This window comes from Streptomyces sp. NBC_00775, from assembly GCF_036347135.1.
GTDB lineage: Bacteria > Actinomycetota > Actinomycetes > Streptomycetales > Streptomycetaceae > Streptomyces > Streptomyces lutosisoli.
In genome coordinates, this window is sequence record NZ_CP108938.1 from 9,852,587 (window position 1) to 9,869,921 (window position 17,335).

17 protein-coding genes are annotated in these 17,335 nt (G+C 68.8%); 9 read left to right on the top strand and 8 right to left on the bottom strand.

The window, feature by feature from the left end; translation table 11 throughout:
• The first annotated feature begins 111 nt into the window (after nucleotides 1–111).
• On the top strand, nucleotides 112–1,302 hold the full coding sequence (locus tag OIC96_RS43770) for an acyl-CoA dehydrogenase family protein (RefSeq protein WP_330302486.1): 1,191 nt from the start codon (nucleotides 112–114) through the stop codon (nucleotides 1,300–1,302).
• Nucleotides 1,303–1,604: 302 nt separating this feature from the next.
• Here the strand turns inward: OIC96_RS43770 and OIC96_RS43775 are convergent, their stop codons facing one another.
• From OIC96_RS43775 to OIC96_RS43785, 3 genes are all read right to left on the bottom strand, one after another.
• Nucleotides 1,605–3,623: a propionyl-CoA synthetase gene (locus OIC96_RS43775; protein WP_330302485.1), complete on the bottom strand. Its 2,019-nt coding sequence runs from the start codon at nucleotides 3,621–3,623 to the stop codon at nucleotides 1,605–1,607.
• Between the two features lie 56 nt (nucleotides 3,624–3,679).
• Entirely contained in the window at nucleotides 3,680–4,591 is a 912-nt protein-coding gene (locus OIC96_RS43780; RefSeq protein ID WP_330302484.1) for an alpha/beta hydrolase, read from the bottom strand.
• Nucleotides 4,592–5,104: 513 nt separating this feature from the next.
• Nucleotides 5,105–5,944, bottom strand: a complete 840-nt coding sequence (locus OIC96_RS43785) for an alpha/beta fold hydrolase (RefSeq protein WP_330302483.1) — start codon at nucleotides 5,942–5,944, stop codon at nucleotides 5,105–5,107.
• 132 nt (nucleotides 5,945–6,076) lie between these two features.
• On the opposite strand from OIC96_RS43785, the gene OIC96_RS43790 reads away from it, so the two are divergent.
• Entirely contained in the window at nucleotides 6,077–6,685 is a 609-nt protein-coding gene (locus OIC96_RS43790; RefSeq protein WP_330302482.1) for a TetR/AcrR family transcriptional regulator, read from the top strand.
• Nucleotides 6,686–6,934: 249 nt separating this feature from the next.
• Here the strand turns inward: OIC96_RS43790 and OIC96_RS43795 are convergent, their stop codons facing one another.
• Complete coding sequence (locus tag OIC96_RS43795) at nucleotides 6,935–7,105, bottom strand: hypothetical protein (protein ID WP_330302481.1); 171 nt, start codon at nucleotides 7,103–7,105, stop codon at nucleotides 6,935–6,937.
• A 50-nt stretch (nucleotides 7,106–7,155) separates the two neighbouring features.
• On the bottom strand, nucleotides 7,156–7,779 hold the full coding sequence (locus OIC96_RS43800; protein ID WP_330302480.1) for a TetR/AcrR family transcriptional regulator: 624 nt from the start codon (nucleotides 7,777–7,779) through the stop codon (nucleotides 7,156–7,158).
• Between the two features lie 148 nt (nucleotides 7,780–7,927).
• Between OIC96_RS43800 and OIC96_RS43805 the strand changes: the two genes are divergently transcribed.
• Both OIC96_RS43805 and OIC96_RS43810 read left to right on the top strand, forming a co-directional pair.
• Nucleotides 7,928–8,923, top strand: coding sequence for an NADP-dependent oxidoreductase (locus OIC96_RS43805; protein WP_330302479.1), 996 nt, complete (start codon nucleotides 7,928–7,930; stop codon nucleotides 8,921–8,923).
• 49 nt (nucleotides 8,924–8,972) lie between these two features.
• Nucleotides 8,973–9,839, top strand: a complete 867-nt coding sequence (locus tag OIC96_RS43810; RefSeq protein WP_330302478.1) for an alpha/beta fold hydrolase — start codon at nucleotides 8,973–8,975, stop codon at nucleotides 9,837–9,839.
• A gap of 410 nt (nucleotides 9,840–10,249) precedes the next feature.
• Here OIC96_RS43810 and OIC96_RS43815 read toward each other — a convergent pair whose 3' ends face one another.
• Nucleotides 10,250–10,504: a hypothetical protein gene (locus OIC96_RS43815; protein ID WP_330302477.1), complete on the bottom strand. Its 255-nt coding sequence runs from the start codon at nucleotides 10,502–10,504 to the stop codon at nucleotides 10,250–10,252.
• A 310-nt stretch (nucleotides 10,505–10,814) separates the two neighbouring features.
• On the opposite strand from OIC96_RS43815, the gene OIC96_RS43820 reads away from it, so the two are divergent.
• Together OIC96_RS43820 and OIC96_RS43825 are read left to right on the top strand one after the other, a co-directional pair.
• Complete coding sequence (locus tag OIC96_RS43820) at nucleotides 10,815–11,645, top strand: enoyl-CoA hydratase/isomerase family protein (RefSeq protein ID WP_330302476.1); 831 nt, start codon at nucleotides 10,815–10,817, stop codon at nucleotides 11,643–11,645.
• Between the two features lie 129 nt (nucleotides 11,646–11,774).
• On the top strand, nucleotides 11,775–12,050 hold the full coding sequence (locus OIC96_RS43825; RefSeq protein WP_330302475.1) for a hypothetical protein: 276 nt from the start codon (nucleotides 11,775–11,777) through the stop codon (nucleotides 12,048–12,050).
• Nucleotides 12,051–12,173: 123 nt separating this feature from the next.
• Here OIC96_RS43825 and OIC96_RS43830 read toward each other — a convergent pair whose 3' ends face one another.
• The gene (locus tag OIC96_RS43830) at nucleotides 12,174–12,887 is read right to left on the bottom strand and encodes an SDR family oxidoreductase (protein ID WP_330302474.1); all 714 of its coding nucleotides are present in this window, start codon (nucleotides 12,885–12,887) and stop codon (nucleotides 12,174–12,176) included.
• A 169-nt stretch (nucleotides 12,888–13,056) separates the two neighbouring features.
• Here OIC96_RS43830 and OIC96_RS43835 point away from each other — a divergent pair, with 169 nt between their 5' ends.
• Nucleotides 13,057–13,659, top strand: a complete 603-nt coding sequence (locus tag OIC96_RS43835) for a TetR/AcrR family transcriptional regulator (RefSeq protein WP_330302473.1) — start codon at nucleotides 13,057–13,059, stop codon at nucleotides 13,657–13,659.
• 137 nt (nucleotides 13,660–13,796) lie between these two features.
• On the opposite strand, the gene OIC96_RS43840 is transcribed toward OIC96_RS43835, so the two are convergent.
• A complete protein-coding gene (locus tag OIC96_RS43840) occupies nucleotides 13,797–14,759 on the bottom strand; it encodes a LysR family transcriptional regulator (protein WP_330302472.1) in 963 nt (320 codons plus the stop codon).
• A 128-nt stretch (nucleotides 14,760–14,887) separates the two neighbouring features.
• On the opposite strand from OIC96_RS43840, the gene OIC96_RS43845 reads away from it, so the two are divergent.
• Together OIC96_RS43845 and OIC96_RS43850 are read left to right on the top strand one after the other, a co-directional pair.
• Nucleotides 14,888–16,048, top strand: a complete 1,161-nt coding sequence (locus OIC96_RS43845) for an iron-containing alcohol dehydrogenase (protein ID WP_330302471.1) — start codon at nucleotides 14,888–14,890, stop codon at nucleotides 16,046–16,048.
• A 66-nt stretch (nucleotides 16,049–16,114) separates the two neighbouring features.
• Entirely contained in the window at nucleotides 16,115–17,125 is a 1,011-nt protein-coding gene (locus tag OIC96_RS43850) for an enoyl-CoA hydratase/isomerase family protein (RefSeq protein WP_330302470.1), read from the top strand.
• The last annotated feature ends 210 nt before the right edge of the window (nucleotides 17,126–17,335 follow it).

Genomic DNA, 17,335 nt, shown 5'->3' on the forward strand with positions numbered 1-17,335 from the left:
GCGGATGTCCTCCTGACACGTCATCGGCATTCCCAATTTCTGAAACGCGTTCTACTCTGTGCGCCGTCCGACCGGGAGAACCAGCTCAGCCACCGGGAGCCAGGAGGCGCCGTGCATCTCGAATACACGCCGGAGCAGCAGCGGTTGCGCACCGAACTGCGCGGCTATTTCACCCAGTTGGTGCCGGACAACGCCTACGCCCGCTATGGCGACCCGGCGGCGCAGAAGCGCTTCTACCGCGACACGATCCGGCGGCTCGGCTCCGACGGCTGGCTCGGCGTGGGCTGGCCGAAGGAGTACGGCGGGCGCGGGCTGAGCCCCATGGAGCAGTTCATCTTCTTCGACGAGGCGGCCCAGGCGGGCGTGCCCCTGCCGCTGATGGCGCTGAACACGGTCGGCCCGACGATCATGCGGTTCGGCACGGACGAGCAGAAGGCGTACTTCCTGCCGAAGATCCTCTCCGGCGAGATCGACTTCGCGATCGGCTACAGCGAGCCCGACGCGGGGACGGATCTCGCCGCGCTCAGGACCAAGGCCGTACGGGACGGCGACGAGGCCACCGGCCACTACACGGTCAACGGGCAGAAGATCTGGACCACGAACGGCGACACCGCCGACTGGGTGTGGCTCGCCGTCCGCACCGATCCGGACGCCCCGCCGCACAAGGGCATCACCATGCTCCTCGTGCCGACCTCCGACCCCGGCTACTCGTGCACGATCATCAACACCCTCGCCTCGCACGACACCACCGCGAGCTACTACGAGAACATCCGCGTCCCCGCCTCCCGCCGGGTCGGCGAGGAGAACAAGGGCTGGCGGCTGATCACCAACCAGCTCAACCACGAACGCGTCACGCTCGCCGCCCACGGCACCATGGCGATCCGCGCCCTGCACGACGTCCAGCGCTGGGCGATGGAGACCAAGCTCGCCGACGGCCGCCGTGTCGCCGACCTCCCGTGGGTGCGCCGCCGCCTCGCGCAGACCCACACCAAGCTCGACGCGATGAAGCTCCTGAACTGGCAGATGGTGAACGCGGTCCAGGAGGGCACGCTCACCCCGCAGGACGCCTCCGCGGTCAAGGTGTACGGCTCCGAGGCGCGCCGCGACGCCTACGCCTGGCTGATGGAGATCGTCGCGGCCCCCGGCGTCCTCAAGGAAGGCTCCGCGGGCGCGGTCCTGCACGGCGAGCTGGAACGCGGCTACCGATCGGCGGTGATCTTCACCTTCGGCGGCGGCAACAACGAGATCCAGCGCGAGATCATCTCGTGGATCGGTCTGGGGATGCCGCGGGTACGGCGTTAGCCTGCTGTGACGAGGATTTATAGTTGGCACAAAAGAGGGATAGTTGGCATCAAGATCACCATCGTCTCTCAGAGGTGACGGCGCATCACTTCGATGCACCTAGCTCGGGCCGCGTTCGATTGGTCCCGGGAGTACGGACTTCCGAGGTTCATGCCGCTGTCTATGCTGATTGGTGGCTGCTGCCAGGCGAGGCGGCGTCGGCTCCCATACTCACAAGGTACCCCCGCCCTGGCCGACGGGCCGTGCCGCGCGGAGTCCGTCGGTCGCGCTTGCCCACCCTCGGCCAGGGCGCTGTCAGCCCTTCAGAGGGTGTGACCGGGGCGGCGGAGGACCGGGCGCAGGACCTCGATGACGCCTGGGTCGTCCACCGTGGAGGGGATGGGTTCGTCGCGGCCGTCGGCGATGCCGCGCATGGTCTTGCGGAGGATCTTTCCCGAGCGGGTCTTGGGCAGGGCGGTGACGACCGTGACGTCCTTGAGGGAGGCGACGGCGCCGATGCGTTCGCGTACGAGCTGGACGAGTTCGGCCTCGACCTCGCTCGGTTCGCGGTTGCTGCCGGCTTTGAGGACGACGAAGCCGCGCGGGATCTGTCCCTTGAGTGCGTCGGCGACGCCGATGACGGCGCATTCGGCGACGTCGGGGTGGGCGGCCAGCGCCTCTTCCATGGTGCCGGTGGACAGCCGGTGTCCGGCGACGTTGATGACGTCGTCGGTGCGTCCCATGACGAAAACGTAGCCGTCGTCGTCGATGTGGCCGCTGTCGCCGGTGAGGTAGTAGCCGTCGTAGGCGGAGAGGTAGGAGGCGACGTAGCGGTCGTCGTCCTTCCAGAGAGTGGTGAGCGCGCCGGGTGGCAGGGGAAGGCGTACGACGATCGCACCGTCCACCCCCGCGGGCACCGGCTCGCCCGAAGCGTCGAGGACGCGGACGTCCCACCCCGGCAGCGGGTGGGTCGGGGAGCCGGGCTTGAGGGGAGCGATTTCGATGCCGGCCGGGTTGGCGACGATGGGCCAGCCGGTCTCCGTCTGCCACCAGTGGTCGATCACCGGGACGCCCAGCAGGTCGCTCGCCCAGTGATACGTCTCGGGGTCGAGGCGCTCACCGGCCAGGAAAAGATAGCGCAGGTGGGAAAGGTCGTAGCCCGCGGTGAGCGTTCCCTTCGGGTCCTCCTTCCTGATCGCCCGGAAGGCGGTGGGCGCCGTGAACATCGTCTTGACCCGGTAGTCGGCGGCCACGCGCCAGAACTGGCCCGCGTCCGGCGTGCCGACCGGCTTGCCCTCATACAGGACCGTGGTCGCACCGGCCAGCAGGGGTGCGTAGACGATGTACGAGTGCCCCACGACCCAGCCGACGTCCGAGCCGGTGAACATGGTCTCGCCCGGGCCCACGTCGTACACGGCGCCCATCGACCAGTGCAGGGCCACCGCGTAGCCGCCACTGTCGCGGACGACTCCCTTCGGCTTTCCGGTCGTTCCGGAGGTGTAGAGGATGTAGAGCGGGTCGGTCGCGGCCACCGGCACGCAGTCGGCCGGTGCCGCGGCGGCGACCAGGTCCGCCCAGTCGAGATCGTCCGGCCCCAGCGCGGCCGGCCCCTGCGGGCGTTGCAGGATCACACTCTTCTCCGGCTTGTGGACCGCGAGTTCGATCGCCTGGTCGAGCAGCGGCTTGTACGCGATGACCCGCTTGCCCTCGATCCCGCAGGAGGCGGAGACGACCACCTTGGGGGCCGCGTCGTCGATGCGGAGGGCGAGTTCACGCGGGGCGAACCCGCCGAAGACGACCGAGTGGACCGCGCCGATCCGTGCGCACGCCAGCATCGCGACGGCTGCCTCGGGGACCATCGGCATGTAGATGACCACGCGGTCGCCCTGTCCCACGCCGAGCTGTGCGAGCGCTCCGGCGAAGGCCGCCACCTCGTTCCTGAGCTGTTCGTAGGTGTAGGTGCGGCGGGTGCCGGTCACGGGAGAGTCGTAGACGAGCGCGGGTTGCTCGCCCCGGCCGGCTTCGATGTGCCGGTCGAGCGCGTTGAAGCAGACGTTGAGCCGCCCGTCGGGAAACCAGCGGTAGAAGGGTGCGCCCGAGGAGTCCAGGGCGCGCCGCGGAGTGACATCCCAGTCGATGCCCTCGGCCGCCTTCAGCCAGAAGCTCTCCGGGTCCTCGGTACTCGAGCGGAAGACGTCCTCGTACGTTCCCATCGCGCACTCCTTTGTGGCATCGAGGGACGGTGGTGGGGCTGCTTGCGGAACGGTGTCGGACACAAGTACCGCATGCCGGCGGGCAGGGTCGAGCAGGATGCCGGAGACCGGCGGACCGGTCGCCGGCATGGCGGTGGTGCGGCGGCCCGGCCGTCAGCAGGCCCGCCGCCAGGTACGGCTTCTGCTCACGTGCCGAGGTGCTTGCGCAGCCACTGCCCCATCTGCTGGATCGCCTGGTCCACCTCGGGTACGCGCCCGGCGCCCAGGACGAACGAGTGCTGCCCTTCGGGCATCGGGTGGACCTCGGAGGTGACCTTGAAGTCCGCGAGGCGGCGGCCGAGTTCGGCGCCGTCGTCGGCGAGGGTCTCGTACTCGCCGTAGTGGACGGTCGTGGGCGGCAGGCCGGTCAGATCGGCGTTCGCGATGCTGATCGCAGGGTCGGTGAAGTCCACGGCGGGGTCCTGCAGCCAGGCTCCTCGGAAGAGCTCGAGGGTGTTCCTGCTGAGCATCTTGTCGTTGTCTTCGTTCTCGTCCACCGACGCGTTCTGGATGGTGAGGTCGGTCCACGGTGAGACGCTGACGATCGCGCCCGGCGTCGCCTCGCCCTTCGCGAGCAGGCGCAGCGCGAGCAGCACCGCGAGCGTCCCGCCGATCGAGTGGCCCGTGCTGCCGATGTTCCGCGGCTCGTATCCCTGCGAGAGCAGCCAGCGGTAGGCGGTCTCGGCGTCGTCGAGCTGCGCGGGGTGGGGATGTTCGGGTGCCAGGCGGAAGTCCACGACGAGCGAGCGGGCTCCGGCCGCCTTGGCGATGTGGCCTGCGGCCTTGCGGTCGGAGTGCATGGAGGCGGTGACGGATCCGCCGAAGTGGAAGTGGAGCAGCGCCTTGTCGGGGTCGGCTCCCTCGGGGATGGCCCACAGGGCGGGGACACCGTTTGCGTCGACTTCGGCGTAGGTGACGCCTTCCGGCTCGGTCGACGCCTTGTGGTTGGAGTCGACGATGTCGCGGATGACGGCCAGGTCGAGACCGGGTGTCGACGACTTCGCGCTCACGCTCGCCAGGAACTCCGCGAACTCGTGTGCTTCTGGGCTTACTCCCATGGTCGTACTCCTTCTCGGATGTGTGCGGTGCGATGGTTTTCCCGCCGAAGCCGGGGCGATGTGGTGGTCATGACGCTATCGGCTGAGTATATGAAAGTAAACTTAGATGCGGTCGGAGTCGCCCCATGGATGCGCGGAGGCCCCTTATGGGGCATCGGGCATGGACTCTTCAGAGCGGCTGTCGGTCCGGTCGCAACTTGTGGACCGGACCGTTCGGGGGCGGCGAGTGCGTGCAACGCGCCCGTGGGCGGTGTCCGCGTCGGCAATCCGGGGATTCTGTCGCCGCGTGCGGGCTTGGCTTCGGCGCAGTCGCGTGGCGGTGGGGGCGGGCGCGACGGCCCGGTGGCAGTGCGCCCTGCCCGCATCGCGCGGGTTCGCCTACCTCGGCCGGCGGCGCCGGCAGGCCTGCCGGAATCGAGCAGATGGTCAAACCGGCGAGATCGGCGACGATCCGGCTGCCGGACTGTCTTCCGTGCCGTCATCGCGAACCAGACATCAGCGACTGTGCGAGTGCTACTCGTCGAGGAACTGAAGGGCGTGCTTCAGGAACCGCTCGGGATACTGGAACTGCGCTCCATGCCCGGCATCGGGGTAGATCAGCAGCTGAGCGTTCGGGATGTTCTGGGCGAGGTGCCAGGAATTGATCGAGGCGATCATCACGTCGTTCTCGCCGTTGAGGACCAGCGTCGGCTGGGTGATCGCGTTCAGGAAGGCATAGGGATTCTCGCCCGGCAGCGGTTCCGCATAGGCGATCACCGCTTCGAACTGCGCCTGCGCGACTGCGGGCGAGGCCGGCGTGTCCTGGTCGGCCCGCTGGTGACGCCGCTCCCAGAAGGCCCGGCCAGCTTCGACCGCGGCTTCCGAGCGGCCGAAGAACAGGAAGAGGAAGTCCTCCAGCGTGGGGACCGGGTTCAGCGCGTAGTCAGGCACCTTGGGGTCACTCGTCGGGTCCCCTCCTCGGAGGCCGGTACCGAGCAGGAGGAGCTTGCGCACCAGCTGGGGGTGGCGCAGCGTGACCTCCTGAGCCTGGTAACCGCCGATCGAGAAGCCGAGCAGATCGACCTGCTCCAGCCCCAGCGCCCGGATGACTGCGGCGATGTCGTCGGCCATGTCCTCCATCCGGTTACGCGGCTTGCCGGATGACGAAGCGATGCCGCGCCCGTTGAACAGGATGACCTCACGGCCTTCGGCCAGGCCGTCGGTGAGCAGCGGGTCCCAGTGGTCCATCCCCCCGCGGAAATGCTGGACCAGGAAGATCGGGACGCCCGAGGGCTTGCCCCAGCGCCGGTAGGCGAACCGGTCGCCGTCGACCTCGATGTACTGAGTCGGTGCGGTCACATGTGTGTCACTCATGGTCTGAGCCTTCCTGGAGGAGGTGAGCAATACGATGACGATCGTAATTTAAAAAGTCAAGCCTTTTGATGTCGATCGACATCTATGTACGATTTGACAGTCGACCGTCAACCGAGGAAGGGGTGGCTGATCGTGCGGGTCACCAAGGCGCAGGCGGAGCGCAATCGTGCCCATATCGTCGCGACAGCCGCCAGGCTGTTCCGCGAGCGCGGCTACGACGGTGTCGGTGTGGCGGAACTGATGGCAGCCGCCGGGTTCACCCATGGCGGGTTCTACAAGCACTTCCGCTCCAAGGCCGACCTGATGGCCGAAGCTTCCGCAAGCGGGCTCTCGCAGACCGCGGCACGGACGGAAGGCCTGGACCCCGCCGAGTTCGTCGAGCGCTACGTCTCGCGGGAGCATCGCGACGGGCGCGGTGACGGCTGCACCGTCGCGGCCCTCAGCGGCGACGCCGCCCGTCAGTCAGTGGACATCAAAACAGAGTTCGCGGCAGGGATCGAGAACCTGCTGACGGTCCTCCAGGCCCAAAGTGATGCGCCAGGGGATGCGGACCAGGGCGCAGCCCGCGCCATGGTGATCGACATGCTCGCCCATTCGGTCGGCGCGGTCATGTTGTCGCGGGCGTGCCCGGACGGTTCTCCGCTGGCGGACGAAATCCTCGATGTCTGCCGCAAGGGAATTCTCGCGTCACTGACGCACGGCAACAGCGACCAGTCGGAGGCGCGGGGCCCGGGAGCCTGACCGCAGCCGACCGATGCGACCCAATCACGCGATGGTCGGATAGTGACGCAAAGTGGCTGCGGTTCCGAGCCGTTGATGAGGCGGGGAGACGCGGCCGTTCTTCACGCTTCGAGATGTCGAGTAACGAAGTGCGAGAGAACGGCCGCTTTAGTGAGTGTCCCCGTCGAGGTGTCCAGAGGTGAGGCGTTGGGGTTGCTGTCCCGCTTTCGGCTCGCTACGACTCCCACTACGCCCGCGCGGGCGCGCTGGTCAGGGCCGGGTGGAGGTGTCGATGGCGGCCGAGCATCGGCCTGGACGCGGCGCAATGCACGCGGCCCTGGAGCAGGGCTGGATGGTCTTGCCGGGTTGCGCGGCGCGGATCGCGGCGGCGTACCCGCTGGGGCAGGCGCCGAAGGCGACGTCTTCGTCATGCGTGCTCATGAGGTGCCCCCTTTCCCGGGTGTTCGATGGTTGGCTCGTGGAGCGAGTGGTCATGCGGCGCGGTGGTGGGGCGCCAGGGTGGCGTGGATCTGGTCGCGGATGTCGGCGATGACGGCTTCGTCGCTGCGGTGCAGGTACACGGTGGCGGTGGTGCTGAGGTGGATGATCGCGGTGATCACCCGCGCCAGCGTTGCCGCGTCGGCGGGTCCGATGTGGTCGTCCTGGGTGAGCAGGCCGGTGACGCCGTCCTCGAGGCGGCCGGCAAGGGCGAGACCCGCATTCCGGTAGGGCTCGACCGGGGTGCCGAAGACGAGCTCGTGCAGGTATGTGCGGCCGTTCTCGATGTGCTCCCTCACGCACTCCACCACGGGACGGATGAGAGCGACGACAGGCTCCAGCGCGCCCTGTCCGGCGGCGGCGTTCGCGGCGGCGAGGCCGTCGTCGATGGCGGCGGCGAACTTCTCGTTCTGCACCATGATCAGCAACTCGGCCTTCGTGGACGCGTACAGGTAGAGCGTCCCGATCGCGACATCCGCTCGGTTGGCGATCTGCTGCGTCGTGACCCCGTCGACGCCGTGTTCGGCGAACAACTCGCGGGCTGCGGTCATGATGCGCTCGCGCTTGGCCTGTTTGGCCAGCTCGCGGCGCCCGATCGGCATGTGACCGCTTCCCATGGGGACCTCCCTTGACAAGAATTCTGAGTGGACTCATAGTTGAGTGTACTCGGATTGATTGAGCGGGGCGAGGCCCCGGATGTCGCGCCGGGTTGTCGGTCCAGTCTCAGGCCTGGATAAATAGGACAAATATTAGGAGTGGCGCCCCATGAGAGCGTTCGTCGTCACCAAGTACAAGGAGCCGCTGCAGGAGGCGGAAGTCCCCGAGCCCACCGTGGGGGAGCACGACGTGCTGGTCCGGGTGGAGGCCGCCGGGCTGAACCCGCTGGACGAGAAGATCCGCGCCGGTGAGTTCAAGCAGGTCCTGCCCTACAAGCTGCCACTGATCCTGGGCAACGACGTCGCGGGCACCGTCATCAGCGTCGGGACGGCGGTTCGCGGCTTCAAGCCCGGAGACGAGGTCTACGCCCGGCCCGCCCAGGACCGCATCGGCACGTTCGCCGAGCGCATCGCCGTCGCGGAGGGCGACGTGGCGCTCAAGCCCGCCTCGATCAGCATGAATGAGGCCGGCTCGCTGCCGCTGGTGGCGCTCACGGCGTGGCAGGCGCTGGTGGAGCGCGGGAAGGTGCGGCCCGGGCAGAAGGTTCTCATCCACGCCGGCGCCGGCGGGGTCGGTTCGATCGCGATCCAGCTCGCCGCGCACCTCGGTGCGAGCGTCGCCACGACCGCCGGCGGTTCCAACGCGCACTTTGTGCGCGCGCTCGGCGCGGACACGGTGATCGATTACCGCACCCAGGACTTCGAGCAGCTCCTGACCGGCTACGACCTGGTGTTGGACGGCATTGGTGGTGAGAATCTCGAGAAGTCCCTGCGGGTGCTCAAGCCCGGCGGCAAGGCCATCGGGATCGCCGGTCCCCCGGACCCCGCGTTCGCCCGCGAGGCCGGCCTGAACCCGCTGCTGCGCCTGGCGGTCGCAGGTCTGAGCCGCAAGATCCGCAAGCAGGCGAAGAAGCTCGGCGTGACGTACGAGTTCCTGCTCATGCGCGCCAGCGGCGACCAGCTCCGCCAGATCACCACCCTCATCGACCAGGGCGTGGTGCGCCCGGTCGTGGGAAAGGTGGTCCGCTTCGACGAGACCCCGCAGGCGCTGCAGGCCCTGTCCCAGGGCGGCATCCGCGGCAAGGCCGTCATCGGCAACAGCTGACCCGCCGCAACCGCGACGGGCGACACACAGCACACGAGGAGAATCCGTCATGAGCAGCACCGGCACCCCGAACGAAGCCGTCATCACCTCCTACGCGAAGGCCCCGGCCCGCACCGTCAGCGCCGGCGGCGTCACCTACGCCTACCGCGAGCTGGGACCGAAGGGCGGCATCCCCGTCGTCTTCTTCGTCCACCTCGCCGCGACCCTGGACAACTGGGACCCCCGCATCGTCGACCCCGTCGCGAAGGGCCGTCACGTGATCGCCTTCGACAACCGCGGTGTCGGAGCGTCCACCGGCCGGGTGCCGGACAGTGTCGAGGCGATGGCCGACGACGCCTACACCTTCATCAAGGCGCTCGGGTACGACAAGATCGACGTCTTCTCCTTCTCCCTCGGCGGCATGGTCGCCCAGGCCCTGGTGGTGAAGCACCCCGAGCTCGTCCGCAAGCTCGTCCTCACCGGCACCGGGCCCAAGGGCGGCAAGGACATCGACAAGGTCGCCGGAACCACCTACTGGGACATCCTGCGCGCCACCTTGACCCGCTCGGACCCCAAGGAGTTCCTGTTCTTCAACCGCAACGCCACCGGCAAGGCCGCCGGGCGCGCGTTCGTCGACCGGCTCAAGGAGCGCACCGTCGACCGCGACGCGGAGATCAAGGTCAAGGCGTTCCAGACACAGCTGAAGGCGATCAAGAAGTGGGGGCGCTCCGCCCCCGACAACCTGTCGTCGATCATGCAGCCCACCCTGATCGCCAACGGCGACAACGACCGTATGGTGCCGTCGGTCCTGTCGGAGGACCTGCACCGGCGCATCAAGGACAGCCAGGTGATCATCTACCCCGACTCCGGGCACGGCGGCATCTTCCAGTACCACGACGAGTTCGCCCCCGTGGCGGTCGAGTTCCTCGCCCGATGACAACCGCCTGACCAGGAAGAGAAGGGCAACACCATGAGCACGTCACCGGCCGTCGCACCCCTGGAAGTGAAGAAGCACCTCACCTCCTCGATCCTGCTGTGGGTGCGGGCCGATCAGCCCCGCCAGACCGGCATGGACCACTGGAAGGGCCCGCACTCCGGGATCATCTCCGCCACCCCGGGCCTGGAGGAGTACCGGAGATCCACCTCGCCGAGCACAACCCGGGCCGGTGGCCGGCCACCGACGGGGTCCAGACCGCGATCCCCGCAGACCGGAAGATCGACGGCGTCGCGGAAGTCACCTTCCAATCGGCGCTTGCACCCCTGAAAGGGCGCAAGCAGACGAAGCTGGCCTACGCCGACGAGATCAACGTGTTCCGCCGCACCCTGCTCTACGCCGGCCCGCCGAACTCATCCCGCTGGTACGACGTCGCAGGCCCCGGACAGACGGTCGGTGCCCGCACCCTCGTCTACCTGCGCCGCAGAGACGGCGTCGGCGTCGGCGCCGGCACCTTCCGGAAGTTCGTCAACGAGCAGCTCCCTCCCGCGCTCGCCGGCACCGGAGTGCTGAAGGAACTGCGCACGCAGACGTTCCTGCCCTGGATCGAAAAGCTCTGGGACACCCCGGACGTCGCCCACGACAACCCCCACGACCAGCGCTTCCACACCTCCCTCAGCCTCGGGTTCACCGACACCGCAGCACGGGACGCCTTCTTCACCGGCCAGGTGATCCAGGACCTGTCCGACCGGCTGGCACCGCAGGTCTCCGCGATCCACGCCTACGACGTCACCGCCGCGCTCACCTACGTCAAGAACGGCGCCATCCTCCCGCACTACGAGGAGCGAGCGGCGCGGGCGAGAAGCGGACCGCCGGATCTGCTCAGCAATTCATCCGCCCCACGCTTCCCGGCCCTCCTCGCGCCCCCGTCGCCGTCTGACACCCATCACGCATCCGATTCCGTATCCGGAGCCAGCCATGAGCGAGCACAGCACCATCCACTACGAGCGCACCTCACCGCAGATCGCGAAGATCACCTTCGCCAACCCGCCCGTCAACCTCATCGCCGGCGAGACCGTCCTGCGCCTCATCGAGATCGTCGAAGAACTGGCCACCGACCCGGCCATCCAGGTCGTGCTGTTCGACAGCGCCACCCCCGACTTCTTCTACAACCACTTCGACCTGGCCGCCGCCGCCGACTTCCCCGCCCCCGAGGACCCGGACGCGGTGCCGGCATGGACGAATCTGGTCCTGGAACTCTCCAGGGCGCCGTACATCACCATCGCGGCCATCCGGGGACGCACCCGCGGCGGCGGGAACGAGCTCGCCCTCGCCCTCGATCTGCGCTACGCCAGTCGGGAGAAAGCGATCTTCGGACAGCCCGAGGTCGGCAGCGGACTGCTGCCCGGCGGTGGCGGCACCGAACGCCTCCCTCGCGCCATCGGACGCGACCGCGCCCTGGAAGCCATCCTCACCAGCGACGACTACGACGCCGACACCGCCGAGCGCTGGGGCTGGGTCACCCGTGCCCTCCCCGACAGCGAACTCGACGCCTTCGTCGGCACCGTCGCCGCCCGGCTCGCCTCCTTCGACCGCACCTCACTCGCCTCGGCCAAAGCCCAGATCAACCGGGCGTCCCTGCCCCCGGACGCGGACCTGGTCGCCGCGTACGGCGAGTTCACCCACTCCCTCACCCTCCCCGGTTTCCTCACCCGGGCCGCAGGCACGCAGGCCGTCGCCGAACAGGCCGGCATCGACTTCGAATACCGTCTCGGGCACCACATCGGCGTCGCCAACCAGCAACGCTGATACCCGGCAGGAAGCGAGCACGTACGCAGCGGATGCCGCGCGTGCCCGACGGGGGAGGGGAACAATGGCGCGAAGCTCGGTCACCGCCGAGGACGACCGACGGATCTGCGCTGCTGCGGACGCGGTGCGGTGTTCGGCGTCGTCCGTACCCTGGTCGACCGGCGCCCCGGCATCGCCGGCGCATTCGAGCGCGTCGGCGCCCGCGTCGGGGCACAGGCCGACTGGCCAGGGCTCACCATCCAGTGGTGCGGCCTGTACGCCGACAGGGCTGCGGGTGGTGTCGGGGAAGTGCCCTGGCGGTCGCCGGGCGAACTGCACCGGATGATGCTCGACGAAGCGCTCGCCGGGCATGGCCTGTCCGAGTTTCACCGACACCGACACCGAAAACGAAACCGACCGGGGTGAACTCGCGGCACCTGGCACCACCTGCGCCCGTGGCCCGACAGCCGCGATGCCGGCAAACCGTTCGAACCTCATGGATCACGCGGTCCCGACGTCAGGAGATCACATCGGGACCGAAGGACAAGCTCAGGCGTTCGTGCTGCGCAGGTCAGGGTAGAGCGCCTCGACCGGGCCGCTCAGAGCCGCCTTGACCCCCTGGGTCAACTCGTCGGCCAGAACCTCGTACTCGCCGGCCTCGACCGCGTCGTAGACCGTCGTCACCAGCTGTGTCGGCAGCATCTTGGGTCCGTCGGCGTGCGCGGCCATCCGGGTGTCTACGTAGCCCATGTGCACACCCGTCACGTGGACGCCCATGGGTGCGAGCTCGATACGCAGCGAGTTGGTGGCCGACCACAGTGCGGCCTTGGACGCGCTGTAGACGCCGCCGAAGGCGTACCAGCTGGCAACGGAGTGCACGTCGACGAGGATCGACCCCTGCTTGGCGGCGAGGATCGGTGCGAAGGCGCGGGCAAGGAGGACCGGTCCGAAGAAGTTCGTCTCCATGTTCGCCCGGATGTCCGCCTCGGAGACGTCCAGCAGACTCGCGCTCGGCGGGGTGGCGCCCGCGTTGTTGACGAGCACGGTGACGTCCGCCGCGGCGGAGACGGCCCCGGCGATCGACGCGCGGTCGGTGACGTCAAGGGCCAGGGGGACGATGCGCTCGTCGTCCCAGGCGCGGGGGGAACGGGCGGTGGCGTAGACCTTGGCGGCGCCGCGAGCCAGGGCCTCGTGGACGAAGTGGGTGCCAATACCGCCATTGGCGCCGGTGACGAGGACGACTGCTTCATCGAGGGAGGGCATGGGTGTTCCTTCGTTCCAGGGGGATGTGAAGTGCGTGGCTCTGCACGGATGGAGCGATGACTCCTCGCCCTGCCGTGGGAGAATGAGCACAGCCATATTCGAGCCCACACGGTAGCGACTGTAATCATAACTGACTGCAGTCAGAATAGTATTCCTGGAGGACACCGCCATGTCTGTCGCCCCCCGGCCGGTCGGACGGCGCGAGCGGAACAAGCAGGAGAAATTCGACCGCATCGTCGCTGCCGCCACTGATCTGTTCGCCGAACACGGCATCGATGAGGTCACGACCCAGCAGATCGCCGACAAGGCCGACATCGGCACCGGGACCCTGTTCCTCTATGCCAAGACCAAGGGCGAACTCCTCCTGCTCGTGCAGAACGCCAAGTACGCCGAAGCGCTCGAGGAGGGCCGGGCAGACGCCGAGACCGTCCCGGGCGTGCTGGACGCGGTGCTGGCGATCGTCCGGCCGATCGTGGAGTGCAACCGCACCCAGATCGACAACGGACGTACCTACCTGCGAGAGATGGTCTTCGGCGACCCTGAGGAGCCCCGGCACAGCGCGGCACTCGCCATCGTCGCGCAGGCCGAGGAGGCCATCGCCGCCGTGCTACGCCGAGACGAGCGGGTCACGGAAAGCGACGCCGCGACGCTGGCACACATCGTGTCCGCCGTGATGTTCCTCAGCACGGCGGCGAGCGTGAACATCGGCTTGAGCGTCGAGGAGATCGTGCAGGACATCCGGAGGCAGGTCGACGTCCTGCTGCCTCGCTGAAGCGCGGCCAGCCTCAGGCTCAGGCGATCATCAGGGTGGTCTTCGGCTGCGGTATGGCTCTGATCCCGACCGCCGCGACCGTGCGGCGGCTGTGGTTCGATCGGCGGGAGTTCACCGCACCCGAATCTCGCCGGCGTTCACTCCGGAAGCAGTTCGTCGGCCCGTTCGGCGACCTCTTGCCGAAGAGCGGCCCACAGGGCGCGTACGGCGGCGTGTGTCACCGCCTCGCGGCGGACGGCCAGGGTGATGGGGAGCCGGATGTCGATCTCGTCGGAGAGCAGTCGGCGCAGTCGCGTCCGCTGGGTCAGGAAGGCCGGCAGGACGCCGATGCCGGCTCCCTGACGGGTGGCTTCGAGCTGGGCGAAGACGTTCGTCGAGGAGAAGGCGGGGGTCAGGCCGGGAAGGTGGCGTTCGATGCCGAGGTCGCCGACCTGCAGCATCGACTCGATGTAGAAGATGAGCGGATGCTCGCGCAGCTCGGCCACCGTCTCGGGCCGGCCGTACTGGGCGAGGTAGTCCTCGGAGGCGTAGAGACCCAGCGTGTAGTCGGTGAGGTGCTCGGTCACCAGACGACTGCTGGAGGGAACGCCGATGACGAGAGCGAGGTCGAATCCGGACGGGTGCAGAGCGAGCTGCCGTGTCGCGGTGATGAGTTCGAGCTGGAGCCGGGGGTGTTGGCGGCGTACCCGTACGAGGGCGGGAGTGGCGAAGGCGGTGCCGAAGCCGTCGGGCGCGCTGACGCGCACCGTACCGTGCAGGGACGGCGAGTCCCGACCCGCCACGGTGTCGGCGACGCGGTCGACGGCCTCCTCGATCGCGCGGGCGTCGGCCGAGACCGCTCTCCCGATGTCCGTGAGCGTCCATCCCTCCTGGCCGCGCTCGATGAGGCGCAGGCCGATGCTCTTCTCCAGTGCGGCGATACGGCGTGACACGGTGGTGTGGTCCACGCCGAGTGCGTCGGCGGCTGTCACCAGGCGTCCGGTGCGGGACAACGCGAGCAGGTAGCGCAGATCGTCCGCGCGAACTCTGCGGGGATCGACGGGGCGACCGGAGTCGCCCGGCTGCGGGGCGGGGTTCTCGTCCGGAGAGTGGGGGTGCACGGCCCGACCGTATCTGCAATTGCGCACAGTGGGTGTGCGTGATTGGTGGTTGTCCGCACACGGTGCGGGGTCGCACAGTCGTGGCAGTGGGCGTGACATGCCCCGCCGTACTTGCTGAAAGGGCCGCCATGGTTGCCAGCCTTTCCCTCCCGCGGATCCTGCGCGTCGGCGGCGGCGCCGTCGGCGAGCTGGGTGACGTCGTCCGGCAGTTGGGCCTGCGCAGCCCCTTGCTGGTGACGGACGCGTTCCTGGCCAGGACCGGTGTGGCGGAACGCCTGATGTCGGCGCTGAGGGACGCCGGGCTGCAACCGTGTCTGTTCGCCGGCACCGTCCCGGATCCGACGACCGACTCGCTCGAGGCGGGTCTGGCCGTGCTGCGGGAACACGGGGCGGACTCGGTGATCGGTTTCGGCGGGGGCAGCCCGATGGACACGGCCAAGGCCCTCGGCCTGCTGGGTGTCCAGGGCGGCCGGATGCGGGACTACAAGGCCCCGCACACCAGCCTCGGCCCGGCGCTTCCGTTGATCGCGGTCCCGACCACCGCGGGCAGTGGTTCGGAGGCCACCCAGTTCACCATCATCACCGACAGCGCCACGGACGAGAAGATGCTCTGCCCGGGGCCGGCCTTCCTGCCGGTCGCCGCCGTCGTCGACTTCGAACTCACCCTGTCGATGCCGGCCCGGCTGACCGCCGACACCGGTGTCGACGCGCTCACCCATGCCGTCGAGGCGTACGTGAGCCGCAGGGCCAACCCGTTCTCCGACGGCCTCGCGCTGACCGCGATCCGGACCATCGGCCACCACCTCCGCCGCGTCTACGCCGACGGGGGAGACCTCGTGGCGCGCGAGGCGATGATGCTCGCCGCGACCCAGGCCGGCATCGCCTTCTCCAACTCCAGCGTGGCGCTCGTGCACGGCATGAGCCGCCCGGTCGGCGCTCACTTCCACGTCGCCCACGGTCTGTCGAACGCGATGCTCTTCCCCGCGGTGACCGCGTTCTCCGTGCCCGCCGCCGAGCGCCGGTACGCCGACTGCGCCCGCGCCCTCGGAGCCGCCACCGACGCCGACAGCGACGCCTTGGCTGCCGACAGGCTCGCGGAGGCGCTCCGAGCCCTGTGCCAGGATCTTGAGGTGCCCAGCCCGAAAGCCCACGGCATCGACGAGGACGAGTGGTTCCGCCTGTCGCCCCTCATGGCCGAGCAGGCGCTCGCGTCCGGATCCCCCGGCAACAACCCCGTCGTACCGACCGTGGAAGAGATCCAGGATCTCTACGCACAGATCTACGCCTGATCCCCGGCGAGTGAGGAACGTGATGGCCACGACAGCAGGTCCGCACGGATGGCGAGGTGACGACCGATGACTGACACCGCAGCGGTCGAGATTCTCGCCCACGTCCATCGGGGCGTCGGCCGAATCCTGCTGAACCGGCCCAAGGCGCTCAACGCCCTGACGGCAGACATGGTCGCCGCCATCGACCGCGTGCTCGCCGCGTGGGAGGACACACCGCTGTCCGCTGTGCTGATCGCCAGTACCAGCACGAAGGCGTTCTGTGCCGGGGGAGACATCCGTACGATCCGCGAGTACAGCCTCGCCGGGGATGCCGAGGCCAGTGAGCGGTTCTTCGCCTCCGAGTACCGGCTCAACGCCCGGATCGCCGAGTATCCCGTGCCGGTCGTGTCGCTCATCGACGGCCTGTGCATGGGCGGCGGTCTCGGTCTGTCCGTCCACGGCAGCTTCCGCGTCGTCACCGAGCGCGCGGTGCTGGCGATGCCGGAGACCGGTATCGGGTTCTTCCCGGACGTCGGGGCCAGTTACTTCCTGCCGAGGCTGCCCGGCGCGATCGGCATGTACCTGGGACTGACCGGGCACCGGCTCGACGCGGCCGACGCGTTGTACACGGGGCTGGCCACGCACTTCGTCCCCGCGGGCGGGCTCGGCGCGGTCGGAGAGGCCCTGGCCGACAACCCCGGCGACCCGGTGGACGTGGTCCTGAACCGCCTGGCCGGCCGTTCCCCGGTGGCGGGCAGCGGGCTGGCGGCGGCACGCGGGGACGTGGACTGGGCGTTCGCCGCGCCGGCCCTCGGCGAGATCGAGAAACGCCTGCGCCACCTCGACACCCCCTGGGCGGCAGCCGCGTTGGCCGCCTTGGAGTCCGCTTCGCCCCAGAGCCTGGAGATCACTCACGCCCTGCTGGCCCGGGGCAAGCAGCACACGCTGCGAGAGTGCCTCGACGCCGAACTCGCCCTGACGCGCACGACCATCCGCACGCCGGACTTCCTGGAAGGTGTCCGTGCGGCCCTGGTCGACAAGGACCGCACCCCCAACTGGCGACGTGCGTCGCTCGGCGGGCGGACGCTGCTGTCCTGAGCATGTCTGCCCACGCATGCGGGGCGGTCCGTCCGCCGCGATCACACTCCTGAAACGTGACGAGTGCGAGGGCCTGACCACGGCTCGGGGCGTCGTGGAGCTGTGCGGCGCGTTGTGTCGCAAGCCGTACGGCATGGGGAGGCACCGAGACGCCTACAGCGGCGGCTCTTCGTGACCGTAGCCGCCACTGGATCGCCGACGGCGCCGTCT

Bases quoted from the DNA above. Each gene is read 5' to 3' on its own strand.
- OIC96_RS43775 (WP_330302485.1), bottom strand. From the start codon at position 3,623: ATGCCGGCGACCGGTCCGCCGGTCTCCGGCATCCTGCTCGACCCTGCC.
- OIC96_RS43780 (WP_330302484.1), bottom strand. From the start codon at position 4,591: ATGGGAGTAAGCCCAGAAGCACACGAGTTCGCGGAGTTCCTGGCGAGC.
- OIC96_RS43785 (WP_330302483.1), bottom strand. From the start codon at position 5,944: ATGAGTGACACACATGTGACCGCACCGACTCAGTACATCGAGGTCGAC.
- OIC96_RS43795 (WP_330302481.1), bottom strand. From the start codon at position 7,105: ATGAGCACGCATGACGAAGACGTCGCCTTCGGCGCCTGCCCCAGCGGG.
- OIC96_RS43800 (WP_330302480.1), bottom strand. From the start codon at position 7,779: ATGGGAAGCGGTCACATGCCGATCGGGCGCCGCGAGCTGGCCAAACAG.
- OIC96_RS43805 (WP_330302479.1), top strand. From the start codon at position 7,928: ATGAGAGCGTTCGTCGTCACCAAGTACAAGGAGCCGCTGCAGGAGGCG.
- OIC96_RS43810 (WP_330302478.1), top strand. From the start codon at position 8,973: ATGAGCAGCACCGGCACCCCGAACGAAGCCGTCATCACCTCCTACGCG.
- OIC96_RS43820 (WP_330302476.1), top strand. From the start codon at position 10,815: ATGAGCGAGCACAGCACCATCCACTACGAGCGCACCTCACCGCAGATC.
- OIC96_RS43830 (WP_330302474.1), bottom strand. From the start codon at position 12,887: ATGCCCTCCCTCGATGAAGCAGTCGTCCTCGTCACCGGCGCCAATGGC.
- OIC96_RS43835 (WP_330302473.1), top strand. From the start codon at position 13,057: ATGTCTGTCGCCCCCCGGCCGGTCGGACGGCGCGAGCGGAACAAGCAG.
- OIC96_RS43845 (WP_330302471.1), top strand. From the start codon at position 14,888: ATGGTTGCCAGCCTTTCCCTCCCGCGGATCCTGCGCGTCGGCGGCGGC.
- OIC96_RS43850 (WP_330302470.1), top strand. From the start codon at position 16,115: ATGACTGACACCGCAGCGGTCGAGATTCTCGCCCACGTCCATCGGGGC.